Genomic DNA, 20,090 nt, shown 5'->3' with positions numbered 1-20,090 from the left:
AAGTGCATCGGTTTCAACCACGTACCCGGCACCAGCATTCCATGCCCGGCGGGCGGGCGCGGCCCCGTGCGTGCCGCGCCCGCGCGCGGGTTCAGCGACCGCCGGGCAGCGTCAGGCCGATGACCAGCGGGTCGTGGTCGGAGGAGCGGTAGGCGTCCGGCTGGTAGAGGCCGGGCGGGTTGAACTCCTGGTTGTAGTCGCGGATGCGCGGCTCGTCGGAGTTGATGTGCCAGATCGTCGCGCTCGTCACCCGCTTGAGCAGCTGCTTGCCGACGAGGGCGTGGTCGAGCTCACCCGCCAGCCCGTCGAAGAGGTAGCTGTAGCGCTGCGGCTCGGGCACGAACCTCTTCGTGACGCTGGTCAGGCCGCCCGCCTCCAGGGTGTCGATCGGGTCCTCCTCGCCGTAGGCGTTGAGGTCGCCGAGCACGATCGGGTTGGGCAGGTCCAGGTCCGCGACGATGCCGAGCAGCGCCTGGGCCTGGGCCACGCGGGTGGGGTTCCAGCAGCTCTGCCCGTCGCCCTGGTCGGCGTCGGGGCCGCTCGCGGGGCAGCTGCCCTTGGACTTCAGGTGGTTGACCAGCATGGTGAACGGCTGGCCGCCGCTCTTCCTGCGGAAGGTCTGGATCAGCGGCGGGCGGCTGAACACGGCGTCCTGCGAGGCCTTCGGCTCGCCGACGGGGGTCAGCTTGGCGGGCTTGTAGATGAGGCCGACCTGGATGGCGTCGGTGCCGGGGAACGGGTGCGCGAGCGCGGCGTACGTACCGGCTCCGACCTCGGCGTTGACGGCGTCCACGAGCGCCTGCAAGGCGGTCTGGCCGTTGTTCTCGACCTCCATGAGGGCCACCGCGTCGGCGTTCAGCCCCTTGAGCGCGGCGACCAGCTTGGTGAGCTGGCGCTGCTGCTCCACCGCGTTGCTCGCCCCCCTGGAGCCGAGGGTGGTGAACCAGTTCAGCGTGTTGAACGAGGCCACCTTGACGTTGCCCACGACCGGGAACGGCTTGGGCGGGCGCGGGTTGGCGTTCAGATAGCTGACGGGCTTGGTGGGTTGCAGGCGGTAGGAGCCGAACCCGTACCCGAGCACGCCTGTCACGCCGACCGCCACGGCGCCCGTGCGCACGATGGGCGGCAAGGTGGCCGGGTTCTCGCGGGTGGAGCCGTCGTCGACGAGCAGGGAGCGGCGCTCGTTCCGCGCGGCGTCCACCCCGCGGCGGTCGGTCGGCTGGAACAGCCGGCCCTGCGAGGAGAGCACGACCTCGCCGAAGCGGCCGAGGTTGAAGTGCTCGCTCACGGTCAGCGGCTGCGGGAAGGTCAGCAGCATGTTCTCGACGGGCTCAAGCCCGTCGGAGGGCAGCCGGTACGACTGCGTCCTCACCTTGCCGGTGCCGCACACGTCCACGGCGGTGACCGGCGACAGCTCGGTCCAGCCGTTGAACTCGATCGCCCGGCCGGTCACGAGGACCCGGTCACCGGGCTGGACGTCCTTGACCGTGTCCCTGGCGAAGGCGAACAGCCCCTCGGACGTCCGCGGGTCGGCGTCGGGGCTCGGATCCTGGAGGAAGAACCCGCTCAGCTGGTCGGAGCGCTGGAAGTCGCCGGTGACGATCCCCTCGACCCGCACCGTCTGGCCGGCCAGCGGAGTGGCGTCACCATCACCCTGCACCTGGGCGATGCGGTGAGTGGCCGGGGTGTCGCAGGGCGCCGCCGGTTCGGCGGCCGCGGGACCGGCGCACAAGGCCACCGCGAGGAGGGCGGCCAAGGAGGCTTGGGATAAAGCTCGCATGTCACGCACTTTAGAGCCAATTTAGCTCGCATTTTTCCACATAAAAGTGGATAGAACATGAAATCACCGAACCTTGACATCGGCCGCGGCGGGTATCACCCATGCATGGACTGGGTCACCTGCGCGCATTCTGCTGGTTGCACCGGAATCGCCGGCCGGCCGTCCGGCCTCTGCCTGGCACATCTGTCCCCAGAACAACTCGGCGCGGCGCTCGGCGCGCTGTCCCCCGGCCGCCTGCTCGACCTGCGCGGCACCACCGTCACGAGCGATCTACTGTCCCGGGTGCTCGACGCCACCGGCGCCAGGCCCGGCAGGACCCGGCTCGACCGGGTCAGGTTCACCGGCGACGTCAAGCTGGCGGGCGTGACGTTCGGGGGCGACGTGTCGCTCGACGGCGCCACGTTCGAGCGGCTGGCCTCGTTCTTCGGCGCCCGGTTCGAAGGCAACGTGTCGCTGGCCGGCGTGCGGTTCAGCCGGGAGCTGTCCTTCCACGGCGTCACCGTGCGCGGCCACGTCTCGCTCGACCGGGCCGTGATGTCGAGAGACGCGCTGTTCAGCCAGGCCGTGTTCGGGCACGGGCTGTCGTGCGAGCGGGCCAGGTTCGACGGCTACGCCACCTTCGACGGCGCCAGGCTCGGCGACGGCGCCGCCTTCAGGGGCGCGCGCTTCGGCCGTACGCTGTCGTTCCGCAAGGTCAGCGGGCACGCCGGGTTCGACGGGGCGCACTTCGCGGCCGACGCGTACCTGTCGGCCACCGGCCGGCTGTCGGCGGCCAGGGCCCGCGCCGACGGGCTGCTCGACGTGGCGGTCGCGCGCTGCGGCGTCGACCTGCGCGGCGTGGAGGTGACGGGGCCGATGACGGTGCGGCTCACCGACTCGCAGGCCGACCTGGAAGGCGCGCGGCTACGCGGGCCCGCCACCGTGACGGGCCGGGGCAGGTCCACGGTGACCTCGCTGCGGGAGGTCGAGGCGGCCAGCCTGGGGCTGTTCGGGCTGGACCTGTCGTCGTGCCGGTTCGCCGGGCTCGCCCATCCGTCGGGGGTTCGGGTGAAGGACTGCACGTTCGCGCTCACACCGCGCGGGATCCAGGTGGGGCTGCGCTGGCCGATGCTGCGCTGGTTCTCGCGGCGGCGCGCGCTCGCCGACGAGCACACCAAGCGCGGGCACGGCCACCTCGGCGACGACCCCGGCGCCTCGCCCGACAGCCTGGCCGCGCTCTATGCGGGCCTGCGGCCCACCGACCGGGCGACCGCGGCCGACTTCGCGTTCGCGGCCATGGAGATGCGCCGCCAGGCCGGGCACGGGTGGTGGCTGTCGGTGTCGTGGCTCGTCTGCGGGTACGGCATGCGGATGGGGCGGGCGGCGGCGTGGTGCGCGCTGGTGGCGGCGATCACCGCGGCGGCGGTGCTGTGGAGCACGGCCTCCCACGCCACCGGCCACACCGGCGCACCCGCCTTACCGTCCGCCCCCGCCCATTACACCTGGACCCGCTGAGCCCTCCGTTCTTGGGCGTGGTGGTGAAGGTGAACCGGTGTCTTGTCGTCATCGGGGTGGGACATCGTCGTCCTCCCTCTCGTCGAGCAGGGTCGTGAGGCCGGCGAGTCGTTCCCGCCAGAACCGTTCGTACGGGCCGAGCCAGTCGCGGATCTCCATCAGCGGCCCCGCCTCCAGCCGGTAGTGGCGTTCCCTGCCCCTGCGGCTCTCGGCGACCAGCCCGGCGTCCTTGAGCACCTTGAGATGCTCCGACACGCTCGGCCTGCTCATGTCGAACCGCTCGGCCAGCCGCCCGGCGGGCTGGGCGCCCTCGTCGAGCAGCAACCGCAGCAGCTCCCGCCTGGCCGGGCTGGCCAGCGCCGTGAAGACGTGGCCGGCCGTCACGCGTCGTCGCCGGACGGGCCGCCGGACGGGTCGCCGGACGGGTCGCCGGACGGGTCGCTGAAGGGCACGGTGAGGATCGATGAGATCGGCATGCCAGCCACGATATGTAGGAATTTTCCTACATGACAAGCGCCGAAATATCAGGGGGTTCCCCGATGGGACCCCGAGGGCGGCGTTCGTACACTGGGGGGCATGCTCATCGACGACTACGTGGCCGAGCTCGACGACGCCCTCGCCGGCCCCCACGGACCCAAGCGGGACCTGGTCGTCGAGGCGCGGGACAGCCTGCTCGACACGGCCGAGGCGCTGGAGGCCGGCGGGCTCGACCGGGCGGAGGCCGAGCGGCTGGCGGTGACGGAGTTCGGGGCGGTCGCCGAGATCGCGCCCGGCTACCAGGCCGAGCTGACCGCCTGCTCGGGGCGGCGGCTGGGCCTGCTGCTGTTCGTCAGCGTGCCGATCACGGTGGCCATGTGGTCGGTGCTGTGGCGGCTCTACCCGGCCACCGACGAGGCGTGGACGATGCAGCCGGCCTGGTGGTCGGTGGTCTCGCGGCTGCTCGACGTCGTACAGCTGGGCGTCGGCGTGTACGGCGGCCTCGTCACGTTCGCGCTGAGCCGGGGTTCGCGCTGGATCCGCCGGCCGCGGCCGGCGACCAGGTCGCTGGGCGTGCTGGTCTGGACGGCGCTGCCGGTCACCGTCGGCCTGAGCCTGCTGCTGTCGTACGGCACCGGCACCTCACCCAACACCCTCACCGCGCTGCCGGCCCTGCTGGCCAACCTGGTGACCATGGCGATGTGGGGGCTGCAGATCTACGGGGCCACCCGGTGCGTGCGGATCACGCGGGCGTCCGTACAGACCGCTTGACGTTCCTCCGCGCTCACCCCTGGGCGCTCATCCCTGGGCGGTGGCTTCGGCGCGCAGGACGCCGCCGATCACGTTCGTGAACTCCTGCCAGGCCGACCGCTCCCCCTCCAGTTGCTTCCTGCCCGAGGCGGTGAGCCGGTAGGTGCGGCGCTTGCGCCCGCCGACCGTGGCCCACTCGCTGGCCAGGTAGCCGATGCGCTCCAGCCGGCGCAGCGCCGGATAGACGGTGCCCGTGGGCACGTTGAGCGCGCCCCCGCTGCGCTCCAGCAGCGCCTCGATGATGGCGTAGCCGTGCAGCGGCTCCCGCTCCAGCACTGAGAGCAGCAGCGCGTCCATGTGCCCGCGAAGCGCGTCGGGATTCATGACTCCGATCCTAAACACCGATCCTCCATGTAGACAGACTACATGTAGACTGTCTACTCATAAGAGAACGTACGACGACGGAGCGGTGATGGACGTAGTCGATCTGGCACGCACGCAGTTCGCGGTGACGGGCAGCCTGCACTTCCTGTTCGTGGTGCTCACGCTCGGCCTGGCGCCCCTGGTGGCGATCATGCACACGCGGTGGGCGCGGTCGGGCCGACCGGTGCACGAGGCCATGACGCGGTTCTGGGGGCAGGTGTACGTCATCAACTACGCGCTCGGCATCGTGACAGGGCTGGTGATGGAGTTCCAGTTCGGCCTCGCCTGGAGCGGGCTGACGCGGTACGCGGGCGACGTGTTCGGCGCGCCGCTGGCCATGGAGACGCTGGTGGCCTTCTTCCTGGAGTCCACGTTCCTGGGCCTGTGGATCTTCGGCTGGGGGCGGCTGCCCAAGTGGGCGCACGTGGCCTGCATCTGGGCGGTCACGCTGACCGCGTACGCGAGCGCGTTCTTCGTCATGGTGGCCAACTCGTTCCTGCAGAACCCGGCCGGGGCGGTGGTCAGCGGCGGGCGGATGCACCTGACCGACTTCGGCGCCCTGCTCGCGAACAAGGCCCTCGTCTTCGCCTTCCCGCACGTGATCGGCGCGGGGCTGTTCACCGGCGGCATGGTGCTGGTGGGCGCGAGCGCGTGGCGGCTGCGCCGGCGCACCCCCGACACGGAGTTCTTCACCCGGTCCCTGCGCACCGGCGTGGTCACCGCCGCCGTCGGCATCTTCCTGGCCATGGGCTTCGGGTACGCGCAGTTCGGCGGCGTCGCGGAGGACAAGTTCGGCCCCGGCCTCGACCCCCTGGCCGCCGTGGGGCTCGGCTTCATGATCGAGATAGGGCAGTTGCTCGCGCTCGTCGTGCTGCTCGTGATGCTGCCGATGATCTCCGTCCTGCCGCGGCTGCGGTGGACGCACCCGATCCTGATCGCGATGACGCCGCTGCCGTTCGTCCTGTCGATCCTGGGCTGGATGGCCAGGGAGATCGGGCGGCAGCCCTGGATGATCTGGGAGCGGCTCACCGTGGCCGACGCCCTGTCGCCTGGGCTGACCTCCGGCATGGTCACGGGCTCGCTCATCGGGTTCGCGGCGGTGCTGGGGCTGCTGGCCGTCGTCGACTACGTCCTCATCGCGCGGGTGATCAGGCGCGGCCCGTACGGACTCGACCTCGGCGCCGCCGGCGACGAGACGCGCGCCCCCGCGCTGAGCTACTGAGGAGTGCTGAGCATGGAAGTGATCTGGTTCGTCGTCTTCGCGCTGTTGCTGGCCGGATATTTCGCCCTTGAGGGCTTTGATCTGGGTGTCGGGCTGTTACTGCCGGTGCTGGGCAGGACGCCCGCGAACCGGGACCGCATGGTGGCCGCCGTGGCTCCGTACGTGCTGGCCAACGAGGTGTGGCTGGTGGCGGTGGCCGGGACGCTGTTCGGCGTCTACCCGCTGCTGGAGCACCACGTGCTGTTCGGGCTGTATCCGCTGGTCGTGGCCATGCTGCTGTGCTGGGTCCTGCGCGACGCCGGGCTGTGGTTCCGCCGCAGGCTGGACGGCGCCCTGTGGCGGGGCTTCTGGGACGGCGCGATCGCGTTCGGCTCCCTGGGACTGTCGGTGGGCTGGGGCATGATCCTGTACGCGGCCGCCACCGGCTTCGCCGCCTCCCCCGTGCATCCGGTGGGCCTCATGCTGGGCGTGGTGGTGACGCTGCTGTTCGCCCTGCACGGATGGACGTTCCTGGGCTGGCGGCTGCCGGGCGTGTTCGGGGTCACCAGGCCGGGGCGGGTGCTGCTGGCGACGGCTCTGGTCGCGGCGCTGCCCGCGCTGGGGGTGCTCGGGGGCGCCATGCCGTACCTGCTGGCACACAGCGCGCCGCCGGCCACGCTGAATGTGCTCAGTCTCATGGTCCTGCCGTTCGCGCCCATCATGCTGGGCGCGCAAGTATGGGTATGGCGCACTTTCCGGCCAGGCAAGGACGCCGTCCGGCTCCTCCCGTCGTTCTTCTGAGGGAACGTGCATAAGGATCTTCTCGCGCTCATGCGGGCCGAGCGCTCGGTGCGCCGCCACCTGGGCATCACCATGGCCGCCGCCATGCTGGCGGGGCTGCTCGTACTGGTGCAGGCCGAGCTGCTGGCCGGGGTGCTGTCCGGCCGCTTCACCGCCGCCGCCCTCGCGCTGCTGGCGGCGGTGGTGGGCGCGCGGGCGCTGCTGGCGTGGACGCAGGGGATCTTCGGCGGGCGCACCGCGACGGGCGTGAAGTCCGCGCTGCGGCACCGGCTGCTGGAACGGCTGCGCGAACTCGGGCCCGCCCGGCTCGCCGCACACCGCTCGGGCGAACTCGTCACCCTGGCCGGACGCGGCCTCGACCGGCTCGACGACTACCTGACCGGCTACCTGCCGTCGATCGCGGTGGCCGCCGTGGTGCCGCTGGCGGTGCTGGTCCGGCTCTTCGCCGCCGACCTCGGCAGCGCGGTGATCGTGCTGATCACGCTGCCGCTGATCCCGATATTCGGCGCGCTGGTCGGGATGACCACCAAGGCGGTGACCGAGCAGCAGTACCTGGCGCTGTCGCGGCTCGGCGGGCACTTCCTCGACGTCGTACGCGGCCTGCCCACCCTGCGCGCCTTCGGCCGGGCCCGCTACCAGGCCACCGTCATCAAGGAGATCGCCGACGCGCATCGGGGCGCCACCATGCGGACGTTGCGGGTGGCGTTCCTGTCGTCGCTGGTGCTGGAGCTTTGCGCGTCGCTGTCGCTGGCGCTGGTGGCGGTGCCGATCGGGCTGCGGCTGCTCGGGGGGTCGCTGGACCTGACGACGGCGCTGCTGGTGCTGCTGCTGGCGCCGGAGGCGTACCTGCCGTTGCGGGCGATGGGGACGCGTTTTCACGCCTCGATGGAGGGGGTGGCCGCCGCCGACGCGGCCTTCGCCGTACTGGATCGGGCCTCCGACGAACCGGCGCCCAGAACCGGCGTCCTCGCGACCACCCAGGAGAGCAGCCCGGCACCCAGCGGCGGCGCGCCGGAGATCCGACTTGAGGGCACGCCGGGGACAGGTCTTGAGGGCACGCCGGAGATCCGGTTCGAGAACGTGACCGTGCGCTACCCGGGGCGCGACGTGCCGGCCCTGGAGGACGTCTCGCTCACCATCGGCGCGGGCGAGCGGGTCGCCCTGGTCGGTGAGAGCGGCGGCGGCAAGAGCACCCTGCTCCACCTCGTCCTCGGCTTCGTCAGCCCGTCGGAGGGGCGGGTCTTTGTGGACGGCGTCGACCTGCGCGAGCTGGACCTCGCGGAGTGGCGGGGGCGGCTGGCGTTCGTGGCGCAGCGACCGCACCTGTTCGCCACGTCGGTGGCCGACAACATCCGGCTGGGGGCGCCCTCGACGTCGCTGGAGGAGGTACGCCGAGCGGCCGGCGCGGCACACGCGGACTTCGTGGCGGAGCTGCCCGAGGGGTTCGACACCGTCCTCGGCGAACGCGGCACCAACCTGTCGGCGGGCCAGCGCCAGCGCATCGCCCTGGCCAGAGCGTTCTGCCGCCCCGCCGCGTCGGTGCTGCTGCTGGACGAGCCCACCGCCCGCCTGGACGGCCGCAGCGAGGCCGCCGTGGTGGCGGGCACCGCCGAGCTGTCCAGGGGCCGCACGGCGATCATCGTCGCCCACCGCCCCGCCATGATCGACCTGGCCGACCGCGTCATCCGCATCCACCAAGGCCACGTGGTCTCCGACACAGCCGCCACACCCACGGACGCCGCACCTACGGACACCCCACCCGGGAACAACACACACGGAGACGCTGCACACGCGGACTCGACGCCTCCGGACCCAGCGCCTGAGAACGGGGCACTGGTGGACCGAGCACACGCGGACCCGCGACCCGCGGGCCCAGCGCCTTCGGACCGGACACAGGCGGACACCATACCCAGGGACCCGCAACGCGCCGACTCGGCACCTACGAACCCGCCGCCTGGCGATCGGGCACCAGCGGACCCCATGCAGGCGGACACCACACCTACAGGCTCGACGCCTGCGGACCCCATGCAGGCGGGTGCTTCGGGGAGCGGGCAGGAGCGGGTGACCGTGACGTGGCGGGAAAGGGGCGGGCGATGAACCGGCGTATGGGGGCGCGTCTCTTCTGGGCGGTGCTGGCCGGGGCGGCGGCCGATCTGGCCGGGCTCGGGCTCATCGCCGCAGCCGCCTGGCTGATCACGCGGGCCGCCGAGCAGCCGCCGCTGGCCGCGCTGAGCGTGGCGATCGTGGCGACCAGGGCGTTCGCGACCGGAAAGGGCGTGTTCCGCTACGCCGAGCGTCTCACCGGCCACGACGTCGCCCTCCGCGCCCAGGCCGGCACCAGGGAGCGGCTCTACGAGGCCCTGATCCCGCCGCAGCGGCCCCGGCACGGCGGCGCCGACCTGCTGAGCCGCATGGTGGACGACACCGAGGCCGTGCAGGACCTGCTCGTCCGCTGCCTGCTCCCGGCCGCCGCGGCGGCGATCGCGGGGCTGGCCGCCGTCGTCGTCGGGCTGACGATCCTGCCGGTGTCGGCGCTGGTGCTGGTGGCGGGTCTGGTGGTGGCCGGTGTGCTGCTGCCCGCGGGTACGGCCGCCGCGGCCCGGCGCTGGTCGGCCAGGATCGCCCCGGCGCGGGCGGCGCTGGCGGGCCGGGTGGCCGACCTGGTGCACGGCTCGGCCGACCTGGCCGCGTACGGCGCCGACGGGCAGGCGCTGGCCAGGGCTCTGACCGCGGACAGAGCCCTGGCGGCCCTGGAGCGGCGCCAGGCGCGCGTGCACGCCGCCGCCCTGGCCGGAGGCACCCTGGTGCAGGGGCTGACGGTGGCGGCCGTCGTGCTGATCGCGCAGGGCGCGGGGGCGGGCTCGGTCGGTACGGCCGTGCTCGCGCTGACGTCCCTGGTCGCCTTCGAGCCCGTGCTGCCGCTGGCGGCGGCGGGTGAGCGGCTGGCGGGCATCACGGCCGCGCTCAGACGCCTGCGCGAGGTACGCGCCACCGCCCCGGCGACCACCGAACCGGTCACCCCCGCGCCCCGCCCGGAAGCCCCGCTGACCATCGAGATCGACAACCTGGTGGTACGCCATCCCACCCACGACAGCGACCCCCCTGCCGGCCCCGGTGACCTACTCTCGGCGCCTGCCCTCGACCGGCGCTCCTCCGCCTCCGGTGACGCCTCGTCGCTGCCTGCCCATGGCCAAGACTCCCCCGCCCTCGGCGAGGTACCCTCGCAGCCTGCTCCTGACCGGCGATCGTCCACCTCCGGCGATGTGCGCGCGCCGAGCGGCGGCGCCCCCTCACGAGGCGATGACGTGCCCTCTCTTCCCTCCCCCGATCGGCAAGCGTCTGTTCCTGGCGACGTGGGCTCGGCGAGCGGGGGCGCGTCCGCGCGAAGCGGCGGTGGGGTGGGACGAGCCGGCGCGAGCGGGCGGCCCGCGCTTGATGGGGTGTCGTTGCGGCTGACTCCCGGGAAGCGGGTCGCGATCGTCGGTCCCAGTGGGGCCGGTAAGAGCACGCTGCTGGCCGCACTCATGCGGCTGGTCGAGCCCGAGTCGGGCGCGGTCAGGGTCAACGGCACCGACCTGCGTGACCTGGCCGGTGACGACGTGCGGACGCTGATGACCGGCCTCACCCAGGACCCTTACATCTTCCGCGCCAGCCTGCGCGACAACCTGCGGCTGGCCGGGCCCGGCGCCGACGACGAGCGGCTGTGGCAGGCCGTGCGGGACGCGCGGCTCGACGAGTGGGTGGAGCGCACGGGGTGGGACGCGGAGCTGGGTGAGGACGGCAGAACCGTGTCCGGCGGCCAGTTGCAGCGGCTGGCCCTGGCCAGAGCCCTGCTGTACGACCCGCCGGTGCTGCTGCTCGACGAGCCGGCCGAGGCGCTCGACGAGGAGGCGGCCGACCGGCTGATGAGCGACCTGCTCGACGTGACCCGCGAGCGTACGACGCTGCTGGTCACGCACCGGCTCAAGGGGCTGGAGCTGGTCGACGAGATCGTGGTGCTGGAGGAGGGCCGGGTCGTCCAGCGAGGCCGGCACGACGAGCTGGTCTCGGTGCCCGGTTACTACCGCGACCTGTGGGAGTCCGAGGTCCTCACCCGGCGGTAAGGGTCATTCGCCCGACCCCGGTGCGCTTGGCGGCGCAATCAGGTTTATGATGCAAACTAGTTTACTGATTCGAGGAGTTTGCATGGTGGACGATGATCGCGCGCCGAGTCCCGAGGAGATGCTCCGCGTCATGGAGGAGCAGAACGTCGCCACGGTGCGATGGCTCTACGCCGACAGCGTCCTGCTCTACGTGCCCTGGGGCGTGGCCTGGCTGTTCGGCTTCACCGCGCTCTTCCTGCACTACGGGCTCGACGGGCACTCCTACGCGCCGATCACGCAGATGCAGGGCGTCGGCGTGCTCATGGCGGGCCAGCTCGTCGCGGGGTCGTTCGCCGCGTTCGGCATCGTGCGCATGAACCGGCTGGTACGCGGGGGCACCTCCATGAAGGGGGCGATGTACGGGTACGCGTGGTTCGCCGGGATGCTCCTGATGACGGTCATCGCGCTCAGGCTCAGCCCGCTACTCCCCCCGGAAGAGAGCGGCCTGCTCTGGGCGGGCAGCTCGCTCATGGTGGTGGCCGTGCTGCAGATGGCCGGCGGCGCGGTCTGGGGCAACTGGCCGATGTTCTTCGTCGGCGCCTGGGTCGCCGGCGTCAACGCGCTGGGCGTGCTGCTCGGCGCGGGCTGGCACGCGCTGCTCACGGCCGTGCTGCTGGGCGGCGGGTTCATCGTCGCCGGGCTGTGGCTGAGGCGGCGCAAGTGAGTGACGACAACGCTTCTCCCGACGACACCCCGGCCGACGACACCGCGCCTGGCAAGACGGCGCCCGACGGGCCCGATCTCGGCGTGCCCGATCTCGATCCGGTGATCCACGCTCAGGCCAGGCTGCGCGTGGTCGCCACGCTCAACGTCCTGCCCGACGGGGACGAGATGGCGTTCAACTCGATGAAGCGGCTGCTCGGCATGACCGCGGGCAACCTGTCGGTGCACCTGACCAAGCTGGAAGACGCCGGATACGTCCGGATCAACAAGACCCACAGGGGCCGAACCCCCGTCACGTTCGCGGCTCTCACCAAGCGCGGGCGGCTGGCCTTCGAGGAGTACACGAAGGCGATCCGCGCACTGCTGGACAACGCTGGAGGAAACCCATGACGGTCCTTGCCCGGGCACACGAGGTCACCCGCCGCTACGGCGAGGTCCTGGCTCTCGACCGGCTCTCGCTCGACATCGGGGCGGGCGAGCTGGTCGGGCTGCTCGGCCCCAACGGGGCGGGCAAGTCCACCCTGATCAACCTGTTCGTCGGCCTGCGCCGGCCCACGTCGGGCACGGTCGAGCTGTTCGGCGGCTCGCCGCTGGACCCGGTCATGCGCCGCGGCATCGGCGTGACACCGCAGGAGACGGGGCTGCCCGAGTCGTTGCGCGTGAAGGAGATCGTCGACTTCGTCTCGGCCCACTTCCCCGAGCGGGCCGGCACGAAGGAGCTGCTGGCCAGGTTCGGGCTGGACGACCTGGCCGGGCGGCAGGTCGGCGGATTGTCCGGCGGGCAGCGGCGGCGGCTGGCCGTGGCGCTGGCGTTCGCGGGCAAGCCTCGGCTGGTGTTCCTCGACGAGCCGACCACCGGCCTGGACGTCGAAGCCAGGCGGGCGCTGTGGGACGGCATCAGGTCCTTCCACGAGGAAGGCGGCACCGTCCTGCTGACCAGCCACTACCTGGAGGAGATCGAGGCCCTGGCCCAGCGCGTGGTCGTGATCGGCTCCGGCCGGGTGCTCGCCGACGACACGGTCAGGGCCGTGCGCGACATGGTGGGCGTGCGGCGCGTCTCGCTCGTCGCCGGCGACCTGCCCGAGCTGCCGGGCGTGCTCGGCAGCGAGCACGTGGACGGCCGGACCCACCTGGTGACCACCGATCCCGACCGGCTGGTCGTCGAGCTCGTACGGAGCGGCACGCCGTTCTCCGGCCTGGAGATCAGGCCGACCACCCTGGAGGAGGCCTTCCTGGCCCTGACCACGAAGGAGAACGCGCATGTCTAGCCTGGCCCTCGCGCACACCCGCTACCTCCTGCTCGAACAGCTCAGAGTGCCCATCGGCCTGATCGCGGGCGCGCTGTTCCCCGCGATCACGATGGTGGCGTTCGTGGTGCCGTTCGCGGGCCAGGATCCGCGGGCCGCCACGATGGCGACCGGGTCGCTGATGTTCTTCGGCGCGATGTCGGGGGCGCTCATCGGGCTGAGCATCACCGTGGCCCAGGACCGCGAGCAGCCGTGGAACCCTTACCTGCGCACGCTTCCCGCCGGGCCGGCGGCCCACTTCACCGGCCGGATCCTGGCCACGCTCGTCACGACGGTGATCTCGACGGTTCCGGTGCTGGTGGTCGGCGCGCTGTTCACCGAGGCGACGTTCACGGCGCCGCGGCTGCTGGCGGCGGTGGGCGTGGTGGTCGCGGGCACCGTGCCGTTCATGCTGCTGGGCCTGCTCATCGGCTACCTGATGGCGGCCAAGGGCGCGATCGCGGTGTCGCAGGTGCTGTTCTTCCCGCTGGCGATCCTGGGCGGGCTGCTGCTGCCGCCCGCGATCCTGCCGGACTTCATCCAGGTCGTCTCGCCGTTCACCCCCACCAGGGGCGTGGCCGAGCTGATCTGGGCGGTCACGGCGCAGACGACGCCCGATCCGGTGGCGCTGGTCTCGCTGGCGGTGTGGACCGTGCTGGCGGCGGTGGCGGCGGGCTGGGCCTACCGCCGCGACGAGGGCCGGCGCTTCTCCTGAAAGTCCGCGCTTCTTCTGAAAGCCGGAAACGCCTCTTGAAATGGGGGGGTGTGCCGCCGAGTCCGCAGCGATCTCGACGGCACACCCGTCCATGAGGGGGTCCTGTTAGTTGTTCTCACTGAGGGTCACGGTGACCTCGGCGGTCTTGCCGTCCCTCATATAGGTGATCTTGACCTGTTGGCCCGGTTTGAAACCTCTGACCTGCCCGACAACGGTATCGCCTCCGTCAACCGCCTTGTCGCCGATTTTGGTGATGAGGTCGCCCTGCTGCAGTCCGGCCTTCTCCGCCGGGCTTCCGGCGGTGACCTGCCGGACGAGGGCCCCCGGCACGTCGCCCGTCGCGTCGGTGACGCTCACGCCGAGGAAGGCGTGGCTGACCTTGCCGTTGCGGATGAGCTGGTCGGAGACCTGCTTGGCGGTGTTGACGGGGATGGCGAAGCCGACGCCGCCGCCCGCGGCGTCGGAGGCGATGGCGGTGTTGATGCCGACCAGTTCGCCCGCGGCGTTCACCAGCGCACCGCCGGAGTTGCCCGGGTTGATGGAGGCGTCGGTCTGGATGGCGCCGCCGATCGTCGTGGGCGCGCTCTGCTGCTGCTGTTCCTGGCCCCAGCCGGGCGGGATCTGCTGCCGCTGGTCGTTGCCGAGGTTGAGGGTGCGGTCGAGGGCGCTGACGATGCCCGCCGTCACGGATCCGTCGAGGCCGAGCGGGCTGCCGATGGCGAGCACGGCGTCGCCGACCTTGAGCTGGTCGCTGTCGCCGAGCGTGGCCTTGGTCAGCCCCGAGACGCCTTCCGCCCTGATGACGGCGAGGTCGGTGGCGGGGTCGGTGCCGACGACGGTGGCCTTGGCCGTCTTGCCGTCGCTGAACTTGACGGTCATCTGGCCGCCCTGCCCCGCGCCCACGGCCACGTGGTTGTTGGTGAGGATGAGCCCGTCCTCCGACAGCACCACGCCGGAGCCCTCACCGGTCTGTCCCTGGATCATCACGACGGTGGGCTGCACCCTGGCCGCGACCTCGGCGACGGTGAGCGGGTCGCCGGCCGACTTGAAGACCGGGCTCGGTGCGTTGGGGCTGCTGCTGGCCACCTGCTCGGGCTGGAACGAGGTGGCGACGACGGCCCCCACGGCGCCGCCGCCGATCGCCATGGCGGCCATGGCGAGCCCCGCGACGACCTTCTGCCCGGTGGTGAACCGGTGTCTGACGGGAGCCGCCGCCGGGGGTGGTGGCGGCACCTCCATGGCGATCGTGTCGCGCCGGGGGAAGCCCCCTGCGCGCGGCGGGGCGGATCCGAACTGGCTCCACCCACCGGCGCCCTTCTCCTGCGGGCCCTGCTCGTGAGGCTCGTTCGCGTTCATCTGTCATCTCCTCGAATCCCGATGATTCAAGGATGTCAAGTCGCGCGTAAGAGCTGGTTAAGGGGATGATTGCGGTGGGCGGCGGCGCCTGACGGCGGCCTTATCGGCAAAGGTCGGACGACCGCCGCCGGCCCGGGAAAATCTTCAAGATTTTACTTTCCGGCGGGCCAGTACTCGTCTCTGAGCAGCCGCTTGTAGAGCTTGCCCGTCGGGTGGCGGGGCAGCTCGGGCCGGAAATCCACCGACTTGGGGCACTTGTAGTGCGCCAGATTCTCGCGGCAGTACGCGATCAGCTCCGCCTCGAGCCCTGGCCCCGCCTCATCCATGGACATCGGCTCGACCACGGCCTTGACCTGCTCGCCCATCTCTTCGTCCGGCACCCCGAAGACCGCGACGTCGGCTACCTTGGGGTGGACCGACAGCACGTTCTCGGCCTCCTGCGGGTAGACGTTCACGCCGCCGGAGATGATCATGTACGAACGGCGGTCCGTGAGATACAGGAAGCCCTCCTCGTCGAGGTAGCCGATGTCGCCCAGCGTGGTCCAGCCGCGACCCCTGGGGTCCTGGGCGGAGCGGGTCTTGCCCGGGTCGCCGTGATACTCGAACCGGCCGCCGTTCTCGAAGTAGATGGTGCCGTGCTCGCCGGGCGGCACGTCCTCGCCGTCCTCGTCGCAGATGTGCACGACGCCGAGCAGTGAACGGCCGACGGTGCCCTTGTGGCGCAGCCAGTCGTCGGGGCCGACGTAGAGGAAGCCGTTGCCCTCGGTGCCCGCGTAGTACTCGTGGATGATCGGGCCCCACCAGTCGATCATCTGCTCCTTGACGGGTACGGGGCAGGGGGCGGCGGCGTGGATCGCGTACTTGAGCGAGGAAATGTCATACTTTTCCCGTATTTCTGGCGGCAGTTTGAGCATCCTGATGAACATCGTCGGGACGAGCTGCGTGTGCGTCACGCCGTACCGCTCGACCAGCGACAGGTACTGCTCGGGGTCGAAGCGCTCCATCACCACCACCGTGGCCCCGAGCCGCTGGAACGTCAGGCTGTAACGCAGCGGCGCGGCGTGGTACAGCGGCGCGGGCGAGAGGTAGACGCTCTCGGCGGACGGCGCGAACAGGCCCTGGATCAGCTTGAACAGCATGCCGGGCTCGTCCAGCGGGCCGTGCGACGACACCAGCTTGACGCCCTTCGGGCGGCCCGTGGTGCCCGAGGAGTAGAGCATGTCGACGCCCGTGCACTCGTCCTCGATCGGGGTGACCGGCTGCCCCGCCACCACCTCCTCGTACGACGCGAAGCCGTCGGCCACGCCGTCCAGCATGAGCCGCAGCTCGACGCCCGGCGTGGCGGCGGTGATCGAGGTGGCGACGCCGGCCAGATCCGCGCTGGAGATGAAGACCCGGGCGCCGCAGTTGCCGACGATGTAGGCGAGCTCGTCGGTCTGCAGCCGCGAGCTGACCGGCGTGTAGTACAGGCCCGCGCGGTGCGCGGCCCAGGCGACGACCAGGAAGAGAGGGTGGTTGGCGAGCATGAAGGCGATGTGGTCACCCGGCCGCAGCCCCGCCGAGCGGAACAGGTGGGCCAGCCGGTTCGACTCCTCGTCCAGCTCGCGGTAGGTGACGACCCGCCCGGAGCCCGCCATGATCACAGCGGGCTTGTCGGGGGTGACTGCTGCGATGGCTCCCGGATACATGATTAGAACAGTATTCGGTTGATCGGCCGCCACGCCAGAACCCGTTCGGGGATGCGGGAAGCCGCGGCCTCCTCGTCGAGGCCGCGGCTTCGCGGGTGCCGGTGAGAGGCGGTCAGACGGCCGCGTGGTACACGTCCTTCCAGCCGGAGTAGTGGCCGGTCGGACGGTGGTGGCCACCCCGGCTCACGTTGACGTAGATGTGCGCGGCGTTCTTACCGTGGAAGGAGAAGTGCCCGCGGTGCTTGCCGCACTGGGAGAAGGTCCTGAAGTACGAGGAACCGTCGTGGTTCACGACCTTGAACGTCTCCCACGCGCACTTGTTCCTGCCCCACCACTTGTAGTTCTGCAGCGTGCTGTGCACGGTGTAGAAGTGGTCGAAGCGCCATTCCCAGACCTTCTTCTTGAACGTCTTCTCGACCCACCTGCAGTGCCGGTGACCCTTGTGGTCCTTGCGGCACTCGCGCTTCTTGACGACGTCCGTCTTCCAGTACCAGTGCTTGAACCGCTTCCTGTCGACGGACACGTGACCATAGGCCTTGGCCTTGTGATCGGCGGAGAAATAGGGTCCCCAGCCGTCGTAGGAAGAAGCGGCGGGCGTTGCGGATGTGACGGACGCGTTCGCCGCGACGGGCGCGCCGATCGCGACCACGGTGGCGGCGGTGAAGCCGAGCAAAATCCGGGACACGAATTTCACTGGGTGCCTCCTCGGGAGAGGTTGACTGACACCGCATTCGTACGCCCGCCACATTGCGTTCCACTTACAAGGGACTTAATACGCTCAAGTATCGGATAAGTGGATATTTCCGATCATGTCCGGTGATTGTTCATTCCGCCGGAATGACCGAGCCCTCGTACTTCTGCTTGATGAAGTCCTTGACCTTCTGGTCCTGCAGCAGCTTGCCGAGGGTGACGATGTTGGGGTCCTTCTCGTGCCCGGCCGGCACGACCAGGCCGTTGACGTACGGGTTGCCCTCGGTCTTCTCCAGCACCAGCGCCTGCGTGGCGGGCTTGAGCCCGGCCTCGATGGCGTAGTTGCCGTTGATCACGGCGGCGTCCACGTCCTCGAGCGAGCGCGGCAGCTGGGCCGCCTCCAGCGGCTTGAACTCCAGCTTCCTGGGGTTGTCGACGACGTCGCGCTCGGTGGCGGCCGTCCCGGCGCCGTCCTTGAGCTTGATCACGCCGTTGTCGGCGAGCAGCTTGAGCGAGCGGCCCAGGTTGGTGGCGTCGTTCGGCAGGGCCACGGTCGCGCCGGTGGCCAGCGCCGTCACGTTCGTGATCTTCTTGGAGTACAGGCCGAGCGGCTCCAGGTGGACCGGCGCGACGAAGACCAGGTCGGTGCCCTTGGAGGCGTTGAAGTCGTCCAGGTACGGCCTGTGCTGGAAGAAGTTGGCCGTGAGCTGGCCCTCCTGCAGCTGCACGTTCGGCTGCACGTAGTCGGTGAACTCCACGATCTCCAGCTTGAGCCCGGCCGCGGGGGCCAGGTTCTGCTTGACGAAGTTGAGGATCTCGCCGTGCGGCACCGGGTTGGCGCCGACCTTGATCACGGCGTCGGCGCCCTCGGCGGCCGCGGTGTTGGTGGCGGACTGCGACGTACCGCATGCGGCGAGCGACAGAGCCAGCGCAACGACACCTACAAAGCGGTGAATTTTCATGATTTTTCCTTACTTATGCGATAGGCGCCGAGCGACCCAGTCGCCCAGGCTCTGCAGCAGTTGCACGATGACGAGCAGCAGCACAACGGTGACGATCATCAGGAGCGTCTCGAAGCGCTGGTAGCCGTACCGGACGGCCAGGTCCCCCAGCCCGCCCCCGCCGAGCGTGCCGGCCATGGCGGAGTAGCCGATGAGCGCCACCACGGTCACGGTGAGCCCGGCGATCAGGCCGGGCAGCGCCTCGGGCAGCAGCACTTTGCGCACGATCGTGGCCCGGCTCGCGCCCATGGCCTGGGCGGCCTGCACCACGTCCGCGCCGACCTCGCGCAGCGCCGTCTCGACCAGCCGGGCGAAGAACGGCACCGCGCCCACGGTCAGCGGCACCACGAACGCGGCCGTCCCGATGGTGGTCCCGACGACGAGCCGGGTGAACGGGATGATCGCGATCATCAGCACGATGAACGGCAGCGACCGCCCGACGTTCACCACGAACCCGAGTGACGACTTCAGCGCCGGGACCGGCCGCAGCCCGCCCCGGTCGAACACCACCAGCGCCACGCCCAGCGGCAGCCCGAGCAGCAGGGTGAACAGCGTGGACCACCCGACCATCAGCGCCGTCTCGACCGTCGCCGGCCCGAGCAGCGGCAGCATCTCCTCCCAGGTCACGCGGCCTCCCCTGCCGTCTCGACGATCAACCCGCACTCGCGCAGGTAGGAAAGCGCCGCCCCTGTGTCCGCGCCCTCCAGCGCGACACGCAACCGGCCCACCGAGCCCCCCGCGAAGTCCTCGATGGAGCCGCCGAGGATGCTGAGGTCCACGTCGAACTTCCGCACCACCTCCGAGACCACGGGCTGGCGCGGGTCACCGGTGAACGTGAGCGTCACCGAGCCGGCCGGCGCGGGTTCGGGCAGCGGGAAGATCTCCCTGGTCAGGCGCGATCCTGGCGTCCTGATCAGGTCGGCGATGGCGCCCGACTCCTCAATCCGGCCGCGGGTCATGATGGCGACCGAGTCGCAGACGCTCTTGACCACGTTCATCTCGTGGGTGATGAGCAGGATCGTCAGGCCGAGCTCGGTGTTGAGCCGCTTGAGCAGGGCGAGGATCGACTGCGTGGTGGCCGGGTCGAGCGCCGAGGTGGCCTCGTCCGACAGCAGCACCGCCGGGTTGCCGGCCAGCGCCCTGGCGATGCCGACGCGCTGCTTCTGGCCGCCCGACAGCTGGTGCGGGCGGTCCTTGCCGCGGCCGTCCAGGCCGACGAGCTCCAGCAGCTCGGCGACGCGGCGCTCGCGCTCGGCCGCCGGCACGCCCATGACCTCCAGCGGGAAGGCGACGTTGCCGGCGACCGTGCGCGAGGAGAGCAGCGCGAAGTGCTGGTGGATCATGCCGATGCGCTGCCTGGCCCGGTTGAGGTCGCGGCTGCCGAGCGCGGTCAGGTTCTGGCCGGCGACGGTGACGGTGCCCGCGGTGGGGCGTTCGAGCAGGTTGACGCAGCGCAGGAGCGTGCTCTTGCCGGCGCCGCTCTGTCCGAGCACGCCGAAGATCTCGCCTTCGCGCACGTGCAGGTCGACGCCGTCGAGCGCGACGGTGTCGCCGTACTGCTTGCGCAGGCCGGAAGCCTGGATCACGGAGAATCCCCACGACTGAGGGCGGCCTGTGGCGGGA

At 70.9% G+C, this 20,090-nt stretch carries 19 protein-coding genes; 10 read left to right on the top strand and 9 right to left on the bottom strand.

The window, feature by feature from the left end; genetic code table 11:
* Positions 1–91: 91 nt before the first annotated feature.
* Entirely contained in the window at positions 92–1,780 is a 1,689-nt protein-coding gene (locus AB0C28_RS05935; RefSeq protein WP_357841023.1) for an ExeM/NucH family extracellular endonuclease, read from the bottom strand.
* A 105-nt stretch (positions 1,781–1,885) separates the two neighbouring features.
* On the opposite strand from AB0C28_RS05935, the gene AB0C28_RS05930 reads away from it, so the two are divergent.
* Complete coding sequence (locus tag AB0C28_RS05930) at positions 1,886–3,274, top strand: pentapeptide repeat-containing protein (RefSeq protein WP_357841020.1); 1,389 nt, start codon at positions 1,886–1,888, stop codon at positions 3,272–3,274.
* A gap of 48 nt (positions 3,275–3,322) precedes the next feature.
* Here AB0C28_RS05930 and AB0C28_RS05925 read toward each other — a convergent pair whose 3' ends face one another.
* A complete protein-coding gene (locus AB0C28_RS05925; RefSeq protein ID WP_357841017.1) occupies positions 3,323–3,658 on the bottom strand; it encodes a metalloregulator ArsR/SmtB family transcription factor in 336 nt (111 codons plus the stop codon).
* 192 nt (positions 3,659–3,850) lie between these two features.
* Between AB0C28_RS05925 and AB0C28_RS05920 the strand changes: the two genes are divergently transcribed.
* Entirely contained in the window at positions 3,851–4,522 is a 672-nt protein-coding gene (locus AB0C28_RS05920; RefSeq protein ID WP_357841014.1) for a permease prefix domain 1-containing protein, read from the top strand.
* Between the two features lie 27 nt (positions 4,523–4,549).
* Here AB0C28_RS05920 and AB0C28_RS05915 read toward each other — a convergent pair whose 3' ends face one another.
* The gene (locus AB0C28_RS05915) at positions 4,550–4,885 is read right to left on the bottom strand and encodes a helix-turn-helix transcriptional regulator (protein ID WP_357841011.1); all 336 of its coding nucleotides are present in this window, start codon (positions 4,883–4,885) and stop codon (positions 4,550–4,552) included.
* An 88-nt stretch (positions 4,886–4,973) separates the two neighbouring features.
* Here AB0C28_RS05915 and AB0C28_RS05910 point away from each other — a divergent pair, with 88 nt between their 5' ends.
* The 8 genes from AB0C28_RS05910 to AB0C28_RS05875 all read left to right on the top strand — a co-directional run bounded on the left by AB0C28_RS05910 (position 4,974) and on the right by AB0C28_RS05875 (position 13,732).
* A complete protein-coding gene (locus tag AB0C28_RS05910; protein WP_357841009.1) occupies positions 4,974–6,146 on the top strand; it encodes a cytochrome ubiquinol oxidase subunit I in 1,173 nt (390 codons plus the stop codon).
* Positions 6,147–6,158: 12 nt separating this feature from the next.
* On the top strand, positions 6,159–6,926 hold the full coding sequence (locus AB0C28_RS05905; RefSeq protein ID WP_357841006.1) for a cytochrome d ubiquinol oxidase subunit II: 768 nt from the start codon (positions 6,159–6,161) through the stop codon (positions 6,924–6,926).
* Positions 6,927–6,932: 6 nt separating this feature from the next.
* Positions 6,933–9,023, top strand: a complete 2,091-nt coding sequence (cydD, locus tag AB0C28_RS05900) for a thiol reductant ABC exporter subunit CydD (RefSeq protein WP_358073218.1) — start codon at positions 6,933–6,935, stop codon at positions 9,021–9,023.
* Positions 9,020–11,029: an ATP-binding cassette domain-containing protein gene (locus AB0C28_RS05895; protein WP_358073217.1), complete on the top strand. Its 2,010-nt coding sequence runs from the start codon at positions 9,020–9,022 to the stop codon at positions 11,027–11,029. Before cydD ends, AB0C28_RS05895 begins: the two co-directional genes overlap by 4 nt.
* Positions 11,030–11,111: 82 nt before the next feature.
* Complete coding sequence (locus AB0C28_RS05890; protein WP_358073216.1) at positions 11,112–11,732, top strand: hypothetical protein; 621 nt, start codon at positions 11,112–11,114, stop codon at positions 11,730–11,732.
* A complete protein-coding gene (locus AB0C28_RS05885) occupies positions 11,729–12,121 on the top strand; it encodes a transcriptional regulator (RefSeq protein ID WP_357840995.1) in 393 nt (130 codons plus the stop codon). The genes AB0C28_RS05890 and AB0C28_RS05885 overlap by 4 nt, the downstream gene beginning before the upstream one ends.
* Positions 12,118–12,999 (top strand): ABC transporter ATP-binding protein, encoded by an 882-nt coding sequence (locus tag AB0C28_RS05880; RefSeq protein ID WP_357840992.1) that lies wholly within the window; start codon positions 12,118–12,120, stop codon positions 12,997–12,999. Before AB0C28_RS05885 ends, AB0C28_RS05880 begins: the two co-directional genes overlap by 4 nt.
* Complete coding sequence (locus AB0C28_RS05875) at positions 12,992–13,732, top strand: ABC transporter permease (protein WP_358073215.1); 741 nt, start codon at positions 12,992–12,994, stop codon at positions 13,730–13,732. The genes AB0C28_RS05880 and AB0C28_RS05875 overlap by 8 nt, the downstream gene beginning before the upstream one ends.
* Before the next feature lie 105 nt (positions 13,733–13,837).
* Here the strand turns inward: AB0C28_RS05875 and AB0C28_RS05870 are convergent, their stop codons facing one another.
* From AB0C28_RS05870 to AB0C28_RS05845, 6 genes are all read right to left on the bottom strand, one after another.
* The gene (locus tag AB0C28_RS05870) at positions 13,838–15,088 is read right to left on the bottom strand and encodes a trypsin-like peptidase domain-containing protein (RefSeq protein WP_357840986.1); all 1,251 of its coding nucleotides are present in this window, start codon (positions 15,086–15,088) and stop codon (positions 13,838–13,840) included.
* Positions 15,089–15,240: 152 nt separating this feature from the next.
* Positions 15,241–16,776 (bottom strand): AMP-binding protein, encoded by a 1,536-nt coding sequence (locus AB0C28_RS05865; protein ID WP_358073214.1) that lies wholly within the window; start codon positions 16,774–16,776, stop codon positions 15,241–15,243.
* A gap of 112 nt (positions 16,777–16,888) precedes the next feature.
* Positions 16,889–17,470: a hypothetical protein gene (locus AB0C28_RS05860; protein ID WP_358073213.1), complete on the bottom strand. Its 582-nt coding sequence runs from the start codon at positions 17,468–17,470 to the stop codon at positions 16,889–16,891.
* Between the two features lie 130 nt (positions 17,471–17,600).
* Complete coding sequence (locus AB0C28_RS05855; protein ID WP_358073212.1) at positions 17,601–18,428, bottom strand: MetQ/NlpA family ABC transporter substrate-binding protein; 828 nt, start codon at positions 18,426–18,428, stop codon at positions 17,601–17,603.
* A 9-nt stretch (positions 18,429–18,437) separates the two neighbouring features.
* Entirely contained in the window at positions 18,438–19,094 is a 657-nt protein-coding gene (locus AB0C28_RS05850) for a methionine ABC transporter permease (protein ID WP_357840974.1), read from the bottom strand.
* On the bottom strand, positions 19,091–20,053 hold the full coding sequence (locus tag AB0C28_RS05845) for an ATP-binding cassette domain-containing protein (RefSeq protein ID WP_358073211.1): 963 nt from the start codon (positions 20,051–20,053) through the stop codon (positions 19,091–19,093). The genes AB0C28_RS05850 and AB0C28_RS05845 overlap by 4 nt, the downstream gene beginning before the upstream one ends.
* Positions 20,054–20,090: the final 37 nt, after the last annotated feature.

This window comes from Nonomuraea sp. NPDC048892, from assembly GCF_040649735.1.
Classification (GTDB): domain Bacteria; phylum Actinomycetota; class Actinomycetes; order Streptosporangiales; family Streptosporangiaceae; genus Nonomuraea; species Nonomuraea maheshkhaliensis.
The sequence above is the reverse complement of the archived record's forward strand: the minus strand, read 5'-3'. Positions and strand labels throughout refer to the sequence as shown.